12 protein-coding genes are annotated in these 13041 nt (G+C 47.1%); 7 read left to right on the forward strand and 5 right to left on the reverse strand.

The features are described from left to right. The first annotated feature begins 36 nt into the window (after positions 1-36). From ettA to QMG91_RS14750, 3 genes are all read left to right on the forward strand, one after another. Entirely contained in the window at positions 37-1704 is a 1668-nt protein-coding gene (gene ettA / locus QMG91_RS14740) for an energy-dependent translational throttle protein EttA (protein ID WP_281827362.1), read from the forward strand. 184 nt (positions 1705-1888) lie between these two features. Next, complete coding sequence (locus QMG91_RS14745) at positions 1889-2257, forward strand: PilZ domain-containing protein (protein WP_022589857.1); 369 nt, start codon at positions 1889-1891, stop codon at positions 2255-2257. Between the two features lie 10 nt (positions 2258-2267). Continuing rightward, positions 2268-3302, forward strand: a complete 1035-nt coding sequence (locus QMG91_RS14750; protein ID WP_022549719.1) for a M23 family metallopeptidase — start codon at positions 2268-2270, stop codon at positions 3300-3302. Between the two features lie 62 nt (positions 3303-3364). Here the strand turns inward: QMG91_RS14750 and tyrA are convergent, their stop codons facing one another. Further along, positions 3365-4492 carry a bifunctional chorismate mutase/prephenate dehydrogenase gene (gene tyrA, locus QMG91_RS14755; protein ID WP_281827366.1) on the reverse strand — a complete coding sequence of 376 codons (1128 nt, stop codon included), beginning with the start codon at positions 4490-4492 and terminating at the stop codon, positions 3365-3367. Positions 4493-4504: 12 nt separating this feature from the next. Next, a complete protein-coding gene (locus QMG91_RS14760; RefSeq protein WP_004397935.1) occupies positions 4505-5581 on the reverse strand; it encodes a 3-deoxy-7-phosphoheptulonate synthase in 1077 nt (358 codons plus the stop codon). A gap of 215 nt (positions 5582-5796) precedes the next feature. Here QMG91_RS14760 and QMG91_RS14765 point away from each other — a divergent pair, with 215 nt between their 5' ends. Both QMG91_RS14765 and btsR read left to right on the forward strand, forming a co-directional pair. After that, positions 5797-7479 carry a sensor histidine kinase gene (locus QMG91_RS14765; protein WP_281827384.1) on the forward strand — a complete coding sequence of 561 codons (1683 nt, stop codon included), beginning with the start codon at positions 5797-5799 and terminating at the stop codon, positions 7477-7479. After that, positions 7473-8195 (forward strand): two-component system response regulator BtsR, encoded by a 723-nt coding sequence (btsR, locus tag QMG91_RS14770; protein ID WP_022549716.1) that lies wholly within the window; start codon positions 7473-7475, stop codon positions 8193-8195. The genes QMG91_RS14765 and btsR overlap by 7 nt, the downstream gene beginning before the upstream one ends. A 49-nt stretch (positions 8196-8244) precedes the next feature. Here btsR and nagZ read toward each other — a convergent pair whose 3' ends face one another. Next, entirely contained in the window at positions 8245-9231 is a 987-nt protein-coding gene (gene nagZ / locus QMG91_RS14775) for a beta-N-acetylhexosaminidase (RefSeq protein ID WP_281827386.1), read from the reverse strand. A gap of 115 nt (positions 9232-9346) precedes the next feature. On the opposite strand from nagZ, the gene QMG91_RS14780 reads away from it, so the two are divergent. Next, entirely contained in the window at positions 9347-10462 is a 1116-nt protein-coding gene (locus tag QMG91_RS14780) for an anhydro-N-acetylmuramic acid kinase (RefSeq protein ID WP_281827388.1), read from the forward strand. Between the two features lie 18 nt (positions 10463-10480). Then, a complete protein-coding gene (gene murQ, locus QMG91_RS14785) occupies positions 10481-11401 on the forward strand; it encodes an N-acetylmuramic acid 6-phosphate etherase (protein WP_281827389.1) in 921 nt (306 codons plus the stop codon). A 17-nt stretch (positions 11402-11418) separates the two neighbouring features. On the opposite strand, the gene QMG91_RS14790 is transcribed toward murQ, so the two are convergent. After that, positions 11419-11769 (reverse strand): DUF2799 domain-containing protein, encoded by a 351-nt coding sequence (locus tag QMG91_RS14790; protein ID WP_038196152.1) that lies wholly within the window; start codon positions 11767-11769, stop codon positions 11419-11421. A gap of 62 nt (positions 11770-11831) precedes the next feature. Continuing rightward, entirely contained in the window at positions 11832-12917 is a 1086-nt protein-coding gene (locus QMG91_RS14795) for a transporter substrate-binding protein (protein WP_281827392.1), read from the reverse strand. Positions 12918-13041 lie beyond the last annotated feature (124 nt).

Consider the following 13041-nt stretch of genomic DNA (forward strand, 5'->3'; position numbering starts at 1 on the left):
CAGCCCTAAATTTTTGAACGACAGGAAAGATCGGCAATGGCTGAATACGTATATACCATGTCGCGGGTGAGCAAGATTGTGCCACCTAAGCGTCAAATTCTTAAAGACATCTCTTTAAGCTTCTTCCCAGGAGCAAAAATCGGTGTTTTGGGTCTGAACGGTGCTGGTAAATCTACGCTTCTACGCATCATGGCTGGTATCGATACCGATATTGATGGTGAAGCACGCCCACAACCTGGTCTTAACGTAGGCTATCTTCCACAGGAACCTGTACTGGATGAATCCAAAACAGTACGCGAAGTGGTTGAAGAAGCCGTTGCTAACGTTGCTGACGCGCTAAAACGTCTGGATGCGGTTTACGCGGCATACGCGGAAGAAGGTGCGGACTTTGATGCACTGGCGAAAGAACAAGGTGAACTGGAAGCGTTAATTCAGGCGAAAGACGGTCACAACCTTGAAAACTCACTAGAACGTGCCGCGAACGCACTTCGTCTTCCTGAATGGGATCAGAAAATCGAGCACCTGTCCGGTGGTGAGCGTCGCCGTGTGGCCATTTGTCGTCTGCTTCTTGAGAAGCCAGATATGCTGCTTCTCGACGAACCAACCAACCACCTGGATGCAGAATCTGTAGCTTGGCTGGAACGTTTCCTTGTCGATTACACGGGTACTGTTGTGGCAATTACCCACGACCGTTACTTCCTTGACAACGCAGCAGGCTGGATCTTGGAACTTGACCGTGGTGAAGGTATCCCATGGGAAGGTAACTACACCTCCTGGCTAGAGCAAAAAGATGCTCGTCTGAAGCAAGAAGCGGCTCAAGAAAAAGCGCGTCAGAAAACCATTGAGAAAGAGCTGGAGTGGGTTCGTCAAAACCCGAAAGGTCGTCAGGCGAAATCCAAAGCACGTATGGCTCGTTTTGAAGAACTGCAAAGCGGCGATCACCAGAAGCGTAACGAAACTAACGAGCTCTTCATTCCGCCAGGTGAGCGTCTGGGTGACAAGGTTATTGAAGTCAACAACCTTACCAAATCATTCGGCGATCGCGTTCTGATTGATGACCTGTCGTTCAGTGTTCCTAAGGGTGCCATCGTTGGTATCATCGGTGCGAACGGTGCAGGTAAATCTACCCTGTTTAAGATGCTGAGTGGTTCAGAGCAACCGGATTCTGGTTCTATCGAACTGGGCGATACAGTCAGCCTTGCTTCTGTTGAGCAGTTCCGTGACAGCATGAACGACAGCAAAACCGTGTTCCAGGAAATTTCTGAAGGTTCTGACATCATCAAGATCAACAACTTCGAAATTCCTGCGCGTGCTTACTGTTCTCGCTTTAACTTCAAAGGCGTTGACCAGCAAAAAATCATTGGTGAGCTGTCTGGTGGTGAACGCAACCGTGTCCACCTTGCGAAACTGCTTAAAGCAGGTGGTAACGTATTGCTACTCGATGAACCGACCAACGACCTGGACGTAGAAACTCTTCGTGCATTGGAAGAAGCGCTGCTTGAATTCCCAGGCTGTGCCATGGTTATCTCGCACGACCGTTGGTTCCTGGACCGTATCGCTACTCACATTCTTGATTACCGCGACGAAGGTCAGGTGAACTTCTACGAAGGCAACTATACTGAGTATACAGAGTGGTTGAAACAAACGCTTGGTGCTCAGGCTGCAGAGCCTCATCGAATCAAGTACAAACGTATCGCTAAGTAAAAAAACGACACGTTTTCAAGCAAAAGACCGCCCAGGCGGTCTTTTCTTATATGTACGAAATGAATCAAGAAGCAGTGAACTGGATTTCTTAGACGTCACAAATTTAACCGACTCTTTTCCTATTTGCTCCGTAGAAGGAGTACCATAGGGCAAAATTTAAGCATTTATCCGAAGAGAGCAAACTATGATTGAACGCCGTCGATTTTCTCGTGTTGTCTACCAAGCGCCTGCCAGACTGATACAAGGCGACTTGTCCCTGAGCAGCGAAATCCGAGACCTGTCACTGCATGGACTTTTGCTTTCTAGCACGCCAGATACCCACCAGCTCAGTCAGAACACGATGTTAGACGTCGACATCGAGTTACCTGAAAGTGACATTGTGATATCATTAGAGGCTGAAATTGTGGAGCTGAACGACCAGTTCATGCGAGTAAGTATCCACCATATTGATATTGACAGCATCAGTCACCTGAAACGATTGGTTGAACTGAATGTTGGTGATGAAGCCCTTTTGCATAGAGAATTAGAGCAGCTATCTGATTTAGGTGCTTAACAAGCAATAAATGTCTCGAAAAATACAAATATCTATCCCGACTTCGTCTGGGGTACAGCATTTTTTTGTGGGAAGAAAAGCGACAGCCGGTATTCTTCTTTCACTGTTTGCCCTTCCAAGTTTCCTGGGCACATCCATCTACCAGTACCTTTCTGCAAAAGACTATGCAGAGAGTTCACTTGCGCGAGCGGAGCAAAGTTTCGTTCATGCGCAGACTCAGATTGATTATCTTGACCAAAAAAGCGATCAGTTTAAGGCGCTTTACGAAGCGCAGATCAGTGCCAACCACTCTTTGACTCAAGAGCTGGAAGAGAAGAAAGGCGAGATTCTGACATTGGGTAAACGTGTCAACGATGTTGAATCTGTCCTTGGCATTACACAGGAAACGTCTGTGGTTGATTATGCCGAGCTTTCACTGGAGCAACGGATTGATGCGGCAGCCATTGACTCGGCTGTACGCGCAACCATGTTCCGACTGCTTCCAAACGACAGCCCGGTGATCTATCAACGTATTTCTTCAAGCTACGGTTACCGTAAAAACCCGATTACCGGAAAACGCCATCGCCATTTAGGGATCGATTTAACCTGTCAGCGAGGGGAGCAAGTGCTGGCCCCGGCAGACGGTGTGGTAGAGCTGCGCCGACCAAGCAGAGAAGGTTACGGAAACTTGTTGAAACTTCGTCACGCCTTTGGCTTTATGACGTCTTATGCGCACTTGCAGAGTTTTAAAGTTCGCAGCGGTCAGTTCGTGAAAAAAGGCGATGTGGTTGCAACCTGTGGTAACTCTGGCAATTCGACCGGTCCTCACTTGCATTACGAAGTGCGTTTCTTGGGCAGAACATTAAATCCTAAGCACTTTATGGACTGGACCCCAGACAGCTTCGATACTTTGTTTGAAAAAGAGCGAAGCATCAAGTGGGCATCACTGGTGGATGTGATGAGTAACGTCGTCAAATTGCAGGTTTTGTTAACGCAGAACCCAAGTAAAGAACCAGATTCCGTGGATACAGTTAAAAACGCAACGGAAACGGAAGTGGTCAATTAAACCTGACTGCATCGAAAAACAAAACGGCTCCAGAAGGAGCCGTTTTCTATTTTGTCTGTTATTTAACCGCGGTGAATGGCGTCATTGGCTTGCTTAAGCAGCTTCTGACTTTCTTCCATAAATTGCTGGGAATAATCCCCAAACCAGTCACCTACTTTTTCAAAGCTTTCAACAAAGGCTGTTTTGTCGGCTTTTTCCAACATTTCCAAAGCACTGCCAAAACTTTGATGGAAGCGTTTGATCATCTCAATATTGTCTTCTGAGGACAAAATGATGTCTGCGTACAGGTTAGGGTCCTGAGCAAACAAACGCCCGACCATTGCCAGCTCCAGCCGATAAATAGGGGAACTGAGTTGAAGCAAATTATCGATATTTGGGTTTTCGCCACTTAGGTGCAAACCATAAGCAAACGAAGTAAAGTGGCGCAGAGCCTGGATCAGGGTCATACCATGATCGTGTTCTTGGGCTTCACACTTACACAGGCTCGCGCCCCAAATCTCAATTTGTTTCAACAGCCAGTGGTAGGAGTCTTCACCGCGACCATCGCAGAACACCACAACCTGCTTTGCCAGGCTTGGTACATCCGGACCAAACATAGGGTGAAGACCAACTACCGGACCTTGATGTGTTTCCATCATGGCTGCCAGAGGCTTGGCTTTAATCGAGGTCAAATCACAAAGAATGCAGTTTTCAGGGAGATTACCCAGCTTTGCGATGACACTCTCTGTCAGATGAATCGGCACCGTCACAACGACCAGTCCCGCTCCATCCAGTATTTCATCAGCACGCTCCCAATCCTGACTCCCCAGCACTTTTACGTTGTAGCCAGATAATCGGAACATGCGACCAAACAAACCACCAAGCTGACCATGGCCGCCGACAATCACAACCGAACCCAGATCTGGGGTAAGGCATTTGAATCCTGAATCTTTTTCGCTGGTATACGATTCGCGCATGGTGCGACGCAAGATGTCCTCGATCAGCTGAGGCGGTACGCCTTGCTTTTCCGCTTCTTCGCGTCTTGAAGCCAGCATTGCGGCTTCACGCTCGGGGACATAAATGGGTAGCCCGTGTTCACTCTTTACTTCCCCGACTTTTTCTACCAGTGCTAGCCTTTGGGCTAGCAGATCGACCATTTGTTTATCCACCAGGTCGATTTGATCTCTCAATTCATTCAGTTCAACTGCCATTCAGCTTTTACCTTATTGGTCTTTTATTCTGTCTTCTAAAAATGGCACCAGCTCTTGGTGTGCATGTGTTAATAGTGCCTCAGTTGTGTCCCAATTGATACACGCATCGGTGATAGAAACCCCGTACGCCATCTGATCTACAGGAATATCTGACGCCTGATTGCCTTCATTGATGTGGCTCTCAATCATCAGACCGATGATCGACTTGTTTCCTTCACGGATTTGATGGATTACATCTTCTGCAACCAAAGGCTGACGGCTGAAGTCCTTACGGGAATTAGCGTGGCTGCAATCGACCATCAGTGCAGCATCCAGCCCTGACTTCGCCATTTCTTCTTCACATTCAGCAACAGAGACTGAATCATAGTTAGTCTGCTTACCACCACGCAAAATGACATGACCATGAGGGTTACCTTGCGTCGTCAGTAGCGCAACCTGACCTTCGCGATTGATCCCCATAAAACGGTGACCTGAGGAAGCCGCCTGCATTGCATTAATGGCGGTCGCCAAGCTGCCATCCGTACCGTTTTTAAAGCCAACCGGCATAGACAAACCACTCGCCATTTCACGGTGAGTCTGAGATTCAGTGGTACGGGCACCAATCGCAGCCCAACTGAACGTATCCGCTAAGTATTGCGGGCTGATAGGGTCCAGTGCTTCGGTTGCCAGTGGAATTTCCATTTCAGCCAAATCGACCAGAAGCTGACGAGCTACGTGCAGACCGTGCTCAATATCAAACGTCCCATTCAAATGCGGGTCGTTGATCAAACCTTTCCAGCCAACCGTCGTTCTTGGTTTTTCAAAGTAAACTCTCATCACGATGTATAGCTGATCATTCAATTTCTCAGACAGGGCTTTCAGGCGTTTGGCGTATTCTTTGGCTGCATCAATGTCGTGAATGGAACATGGTCCACATACCACTAACAAGCGATGATCTTTTTTATCCAGAATGTTCGCAATTTCCTGACGAGACTGTTGAATGAATCGTCGTGCATTTTCGCTGAGTGGGATTTTCTCTTTCAGTGCGTTTGGTGTGATAAGAACCTGTTCGTCGCTGATGTGTATATTACTTAATTCGCTTTTTTGCATTCCCATTACCTGTAAACTTAAAATTACACTCACTTCAATCAGCGAGCTATACATCCAATAACGAACAAAATAACAGCTAAAAAAAGTATTTCAAGCGTAAACTTAAAAAAACATTTACTGTAAATATTAATTTACACCCCATATAAACACGGTTCTTTTCCTACTTTAGAAGAATATCGATTAAAATAGCGAAAAACCCTCCTTCAGGAATGGCTATGGATTTAATTTTGTCTTTGCTTCAGCAAATGTGCGTGTACCTTGTCTTAGCCTATATGCTGAGCAAAACACCCATCTTTTTGCCCTTGCTTAATATTTCTTCCAGCTTAAGCCACAAACTCAGCTGTTATGTCCTGTTTTCGTTGTTCTGCATTATGGGCACTTATTTCGGTCTTCAGATCAACGATGCCATCGCCAACACCCGTGCCATTGGAGCCGTTATGGGCGGGCTGTTTGGAGGCCCCGTTGTCGGGTTTGCAGTTGGATTAACTGGGGGGCTGCACCGGTATTCGCTCGGTGGATTCACCGATCTTGCCTGCGCTATTTCGACCACTGCCGAAGGGCTTATTGGCGGATTGCTCCACAGCTACTATGTTCGACGGGGCAAAACCAGCCAGCTGTTTAATCCTATCGTCGTGTTCTCTGTGACCTTATTTGCAGAAATCGTTCAGATGGCAATCATTCTGGCAGTCGCGAAACCTTTCGATCAGGCTTACCAGTTAGTGAGCGCCATTGCAGCACCAATGATCATCGCGAACTCAGTGGGTGCCATGCTGTTCATGAGCATTCTTCAAGACAGAAAAACCATCTTTGAGAAGTACTCAGCCGCCTTTTCCCGAAGGGCTCTGACAATAGCAGAACGGTCGGTGGGTATCCTTAGTTCAGGATTCAATGCGGACAACGCGAACAAAATTGCTCGTATTGTCTACGAAGAGACGAATGTGGGCGCAGTTTCAATAACCGATAAGGACAAAATCCTGGCTTTTGTCGGGATTGGAGACGACCACCATAAACCGAACACCCCTATTTCATCCAAAAGCACCATTGATGCAATTCAAAATAATAAAATCATTTACTTAGATGGCACCACACGCCCCTACCAATGCTCAATTTCCAACGACTGCAAATTGGGTTCAGCATTAATTATTCCGCTAAAAGCGGGAGAAGATGTGATAGGCACCATCAAGCTCTATGAACCAAAGAGAAAGCTGTTTTCAACCATAAACATGTCGATGGCAGAAGGCATAGCTCAACTGCTTTCCAGTCAGGTCTTGTATGGGGATTACCAAGAACAGCAGACTCTGCTGACACAAGCTGAAATCAAGTTATTGCATGCTCAGGTAAACCCTCATTTTCTGTTCAATGCGCTGAATACCATCAGTGCTATCACACGAAGAGATCCTGACAAAGCAAGAGAGCTCATCCAGCATCTTTCGCGCTTTTTCCGTAGCAACTTAAAACAGAACATTGAGACCGTCAGGCTAAAAGAAGAACTCGATCATGTGAATGCCTACCTGACGATCGAAAAAGCACGGTTCAGCGACCGGCTTGAAGTCGAATGGGCAATAGACGATGCCTTACTCGAAAAAATCATCCCAAGTTTTACCCTACAGCCTCTTGTCGAAAATGCTATCAAACATGGTATTTCTCAGCTGTTGGAAAATGGTAAAGTCCGGATATACAGCCAGTTTACAGACAACCACTACTCCATCGTAGTGGAGGATAATGCGGGGTTGTACACCACTCCAGAGCATGGACACTCTGGTTTGGGGCTAGACATCGTCAATAAAAGACTGACCAATCAGTTGGGTAAGTCATCCGCATTGAAGATTGACTGTCTGCCACACGAATACACTCGAATGAGTTTTACACTACCGAATACAGAGGCACACGAATGCTGACCGCGATTGTCATAGATGACGAATTATTCGCCAGAGAAGAGCTAACGGAACTGCTCCTGGAAACACAAAAAATCGAAATTATCGATCAGGCGTCCAATGCAATTGAAGGATTGAAAAAGATCCACAGCCTGAAACCCGATGTGGTCTTCCTTGATATCCATATGCCACAGGTCAGCGGCATCGAGCTGCTCTCTATGCTCGACCCGGACAACATGCCTAACGTCGTATTTGTCACTGCTTACGATCAATATGCGATTCAGGCATTTGAAGAGAATGCTTTTGATTATTTGCTTAAGCCCGTCGAACAAAAAAGGCTTGAGAAGTGTGTTGCCAGACTGGTGAAAACGGCTGAACTCAAACAGCCCGTAGATTACTCCCCAATGATCAAAGATAAGCTGGAGCAGGTGCCTTGTGTCGGGCACAATCGGATTGTCATTTTTCCTATCGCAGAGGTGGAATTTGCTTTCACCGACATATCGGGGGTTCAAGTAAAAACCGCTGAGCAGACCGCCACCAGCCAGTTAACCTTGAAAGTTTTGGAGCAGAAAACGCCTCTGCTTCGCTGCCATCGGCAATATCTGGTCAACACTCAGGCGATTCGAGAAATTAAACTGTTAGAACACGGGCTTGCTGAAATAATCACTCACAGCGGGAAACCCGTCCCGGTGAGCAGACGATACCTAAAAAGCCTGAAAGAAACTTTAGGGATCCAATAGAAAACTGCCGTGAAATCAGGATGCACGGCAGTAATATTCGACGAGGTAACTAGCTTTCTAACATCCGTTTCATGGCTTCAGTTGCTTGCTTCCACTCGTGACTCAATCGCAATTCAGCTAACGAAAAACTCTGCTTTTTCAGCAAATGGTGAGCATTAGGGACTTCTGAAATCGGTAGATTATCCAACGCGCTCACGGTGTAGTCCCGATTATTGCACATCAGCAGCATGTCGCATCCTGCATCAAGAGACTGCTTTGTACGTTCTGCTGGGGTTCCCATTACGCCTGCACCTTCCATACTTAAATCATCAGAAAAGACGATTCCCTGAAAACCAAGCTGCTCCCTTAACACCTTTTTAAGCCAGTAAGCACTTCCGCTGGCTGGCGCGGGATCGTATTCAGGGAAAATAACATGGGCAGGCATCATGGCATCAATCACACCTGCATCGATATGCGCTTTGAATATCGCCATATCCTGTTCAAAAATGGAGTCGCGCTCATCAATCGCCGTCTCATGGTGCGTATCAGTAATAACGCCGCCATGCCCCGGGAAATGTTTGCCTGTGGTCGCCATTCCTACCGCTTTCATACCTTTCATATAAGCCTGGCTGTGACTCAGTATGGTTTCTTTATCTTCACCAAACGCTCGGTTACCAATAGCTTTGCAATCGTGCCCTTTGTCTAGAACAGGAGCGAAGCTCAAATCGACATCATGAGCAATCAGCTCGGCTGCCATGAGCCAGCCTGCCTGCTCCGCCAGTTCAAGACCTTGGTTATGTTTGGCAAAATCCTGCGCGGGAGGAATAAGGCTAAAGCCTTCTTTGAATCTCTGGACTCGCCCCCCTTCCTGATCAACACCAATCAGTATCGGGCGCTTGGCAGCTTTGCGGATACTGGCATTCAACGCGAGAAGCTGTTCATTGTCGTGATAGTTTCGCGCAAATAAGATGACTCCACCCACCGTCGGATGCTGCAAAATCTCTTTGTCTTCTGCATCTAACTCATAGCCTGCAACATCTATCCAGAGTGGTCCCATAAGTATGCCTCTTGTTATCCCGAGTTAAGGTTAATATATTGATATTCAAACGATCGCTTTATTATTACAGATATTGAATCGTGGAGTCAGTCAATTTCACGTTAGGGAGAGCTACGTGGCAAATCAAAACGAATACTACATTGGCGTCATGTCAGGAACGAGTCTGGATGGCGTTGACGTTGCGCTGGTAGAAATCTCAGAAAATGACATCACGCTTATTGATAGCTACGTACATCCAATGCCACCAGAGGTAAAACAGCGAGTCCTCTCGGTATGCGAAGGGCAAACCACCAGCGTGAAAGCGATTGGGGAACTCGACCACGATTTGGGTAAGCTGTTTGCTGAAAGTGTGAATACGTTTATCGAGGCTAAAGAACTCTCCTCAGAAAGCATCCGAGCGGTTGGTTGCCACGGTCAAACCTTGTTTCATCAGCCAGATACTGCTCCCCGATTCACCATGCAGCTTGGTGACGCAAACCTCATCGCAGTAGAGACGGGGATTGATACCGTGGCTGATTTTCGTCGAAAAGACATGGCATTAGGTGGTCAAGGTGCTCCGCTGGTTCCTGCTTTTCATCGCTGGCTGTTTGGCAGTTGCGACTCTACAACGGTTATCCTGAATATTGGCGGCATTGCAAATATCTCTGTATTGCACCCAACTCACCCCACAGTTGGCTACGACACAGGCCCCGGGAATATGTTGATGGACGCCTGGTGCTTCAAACATACCCATTCACCATACGATAAAGACGGTCAACTTGCCCGTTCCGGAAAGGTGGTACCAGTCCTTCTCAACCAGTTTTTAAATGAAGCCTATTTTGAGTTACCTTCCCCGAAAAGCACGGGGCGAGAGCTATTCAATGTAAACTGGTTGGCACAGTTTGAGTCCGTAAATAACCACACCATTGAAGACATTCAGGCAACGTTACTTGAGCTAACCGCAGTCAGTATCGCTCAGGAGGTAGAAAAGCACGTATCAGGTGCCGCCCCTACCTTGCTGGTATGCGGTGGTGGTGCAATGAACCCCGCCCTAATGGAGCGACTGGGTACATTACTTCCTGATTGGACAGTAGCGGACACCAAAGATCGCGGTATCGACAGTGAGTTCATGGAAGCCATGGCTTTTGCTTGGCTGGCTCATAGACGTATTCATGGATTGCCAAGCAACCTTCCTGAAGTCACAGGAGCAAGCAAGCCTGCCTCTTTGGGTGTAATATATCCTTCAAACTAAAGCTCATAAGGCAACATCATGGCTAACGACGCATTACTTTCTGCTTTGGCGCATTTGGTCTCTGAAGGTCGAAACCCAGAAACCATGGACATTGACTTACTCTCCTCTCTGGATATCGTCAAAAAGCTTAATCATCAGGATAAACAGGTCCCTGCTGCGATTGAAAAGGAACTGCCTCAGATTGCTAAAGCGGTTGATCGAATTGCTGAAGCTTTTCAAAAAGGGGGAAGGCTGATTTACATTGGTGCGGGGACCAGTGGTCGGTTAGGTGTTCTGGATGCGTCTGAATGCCCGCCTACCTTTGGGGTTTCTGATCAGATGGTGATTGGTTTGATAGCTGGCGGAAAAGACGCGATGTTCAAAGCCAAAGAAGGGGCAGAAGACAGCCAAGCTTTTGGTCAGCAAGACCTGGAAAAAATCTCGCTCAGTTTAAATGATGTGGTTGTCGGAATCGCTGCAAGCGGAAGAACGCCTTATGTAATTGGTGGTCTGGAATACGCCAATCACATTGGTGCTTACAGCATTGCGCTGTCCTGTAACCCAGAATCCCCGATCGCACAGTGTGCCAAACTGGCAATCAGCCCTGTTGTGGGTCCCGAAGCACTGACAGGTTCTACACGCCTGAAGTCTGGCACCGCTCAAAAGCTAGTACTCAATATGCTGACGACTGCCAGTATGATCCGAATTGGTAAGAGCTATCAAAACCTGATGGTGGATGTGAAAGCCAGTAATGAAAAGTTGATTGCAAGAGCCGTGCGTATTGTTGTTCAGGCGACAGAATGCAGTAAAGAAGACGCGAAAACCATGTTAATTGAGACTCAGTATGATGTGAAACTGGCTATTCTGATGATATTAACGGGAATGGATTTAAGCAGCGCAAAAGCGCAGCTATCAAAACAGCAGGGATTCTTGAGAAAAGCCGTTCAGGATCTGGTTTAGATTTTATTTGGGGAAGGCTATTCGCCATTCCCCGATCTTTGATTCCAGCCTCTTTGCCACTCCATTCGGAATTTCTGCGCATCTGGCATTCCTTCACATACACCTTCGTAAAAGCTGCCAGATAAGCCAATTTGATACGCAAATGCCGGGTTACAATACTCCTGAACACCAACCAGGTAACCCTGATCGTAATCGGCATGATTAACCTGCCCATATTCCGCTAAATCCTGAAAAGAACGTTGAGTCTGCCCTTTCACACCATCGCGGTAACCGATCGAATACCAATCACTGTCACCCGATAAGAATTCGCTGCCGGTGCAGCCGACCAGCAAGAGTCCCATCACTAAAGCCACTAATCGTTGTTTCATCGCCATACCTGATCGTTATATTGAATTATCAGTGTACGATGAAACGCCTGATTTTGCCTGATTTATTCCAATACGAGTCGATTGGATTTTGCAGTATGAGCCGGACGCATTGAGATATCGGAAGAAGCTTGAATTAAAGTCACATTGTCGCCACTCAATTCCGCCAGATATGTAGGTAACTCAATGCGTTGTTCGAGTACCGAAACGGAGTCGCCAAAAGGCGTCGGCAAATGAACGTCCTCTAGAGCCTGACGAACAGCACCTGGCTCTGTCGATTTAGCAAGGTTGACCGCATACCCAAAGGCCAGAACAGACAGGTAGGCTGAAACAAAGCCGCCTGACACGTAGACTTTAGACAGATCGCGATATACCCGTTGAGTAAATAACGGGTTAACAGGCTCGAAGAAGCAACTCGCATTGAGTACGCTAATCTTGTCCAGTTTGCCCAGTGCCACGGATTCGCTGCGGCTCATGTGTGAGCAGAGTACTGTGAGTGGGCGTCCATCCCAGTCTCTGTTCAGCTCAGTCAAAAAGGCGTAACTCGCCTCCCCCATCAAGTGATTCACAACGAAGTCGGGTCGGTGAGTCAACAATGAACGAATGGTGTAGTGGAAAGTACGGCAACCTTCACGGTAGTAGTTGTCAAAGGTAAGAGTCCCACCGCCAGTTTTGACATATGAGGTCGTCATCTCACTGAGTTCCCAGCCAAGCTGGTCATTCGGGCTTACGATGGCACACTTTGTCCCTTCTTCCTGAAAGGCGTATTCGAGAAGTGGCAACAAGTAACTGTCTGGGGATGCGCCAAATTCAACCAGCGAATCGAAGTGCTGCTGTTTGCCAGATAAAGCGGAAGACCAGAGCAGAGCTGAATCGCCTTCCATCGATTCCAGCACACATAATCGGGAATCGATAGTCGTGGTTCCGAAAAGGTGTTCAATACCCTGCTTTTGTAGCTGACGAGCATGATTAATGTAGGTATTTTTCTGGCCAAACGGATCTTTGTGTACGGCTCCGAGCTTGAAGTCGAAATGTGGATTTGCATTAACCTGAGCAATGCCGAACTGAGTGCCGATTAATGTCTGGTAACTGACTTTTCTATACTGACTTTGGCTGGAATAAAGCACGCCTACGGGAATGGTATTCATCATTCTCCCCCTACACAAATATCCATCTCATCAAGCCATGACGTTTTGTAGTTGGGCTAAATCTCGTGCTTTCGCATTCAATTTATTAATTAGCTCATTTTCTTTTTATTTATGCTCATATCTAGCC

This window comes from Vibrio nigripulchritudo (genome assembly GCF_027924785.1).
GTDB lineage: Bacteria > Pseudomonadota > Gammaproteobacteria > Enterobacterales > Vibrionaceae > Vibrio > Vibrio nigripulchritudo.

Excerpts from the sequence above, each read along its gene's own strand:
- ettA (WP_281827362.1), top strand. The coding sequence starts at position 37 with ATGGCTGAATACGTATATACCATGTCGCGGGTGAGCAAGATTGTGCCA.
- QMG91_RS14745 (WP_022589857.1), top strand. The coding sequence starts at position 1,889 with ATGATTGAACGCCGTCGATTTTCTCGTGTTGTCTACCAAGCGCCTGCC.
- QMG91_RS14750 (WP_022549719.1), top strand. The coding sequence starts at position 2,268 with ATGTCTCGAAAAATACAAATATCTATCCCGACTTCGTCTGGGGTACAG.
- tyrA (WP_281827366.1), bottom strand. The coding sequence starts at position 4,492 with ATGGCAGTTGAACTGAATGAATTGAGAGATCAAATCGACCTGGTGGAT.
- QMG91_RS14760 (WP_004397935.1), bottom strand. The coding sequence starts at position 5,581 with ATGCAAAAAAGCGAATTAAGTAATATACACATCAGCGACGAACAGGTT.
- QMG91_RS14765 (WP_281827384.1), top strand. The coding sequence starts at position 5,797 with ATGGATTTAATTTTGTCTTTGCTTCAGCAAATGTGCGTGTACCTTGTC.
- btsR (WP_022549716.1), top strand. The coding sequence starts at position 7,473 with ATGCTGACCGCGATTGTCATAGATGACGAATTATTCGCCAGAGAAGAG.
- nagZ (WP_281827386.1), bottom strand. The coding sequence starts at position 9,231 with ATGGGACCACTCTGGATAGATGTTGCAGGCTATGAGTTAGATGCAGAA.
- murQ (WP_281827389.1), top strand. The coding sequence starts at position 10,481 with ATGGCTAACGACGCATTACTTTCTGCTTTGGCGCATTTGGTCTCTGAA.
- QMG91_RS14790 (WP_038196152.1), bottom strand. The coding sequence starts at position 11,769 with ATGAAACAACGATTAGTGGCTTTAGTGATGGGACTCTTGCTGGTCGGC.
- QMG91_RS14795 (WP_281827392.1), bottom strand. The coding sequence starts at position 12,917 with ATGATGAATACCATTCCCGTAGGCGTGCTTTATTCCAGCCAAAGTCAG.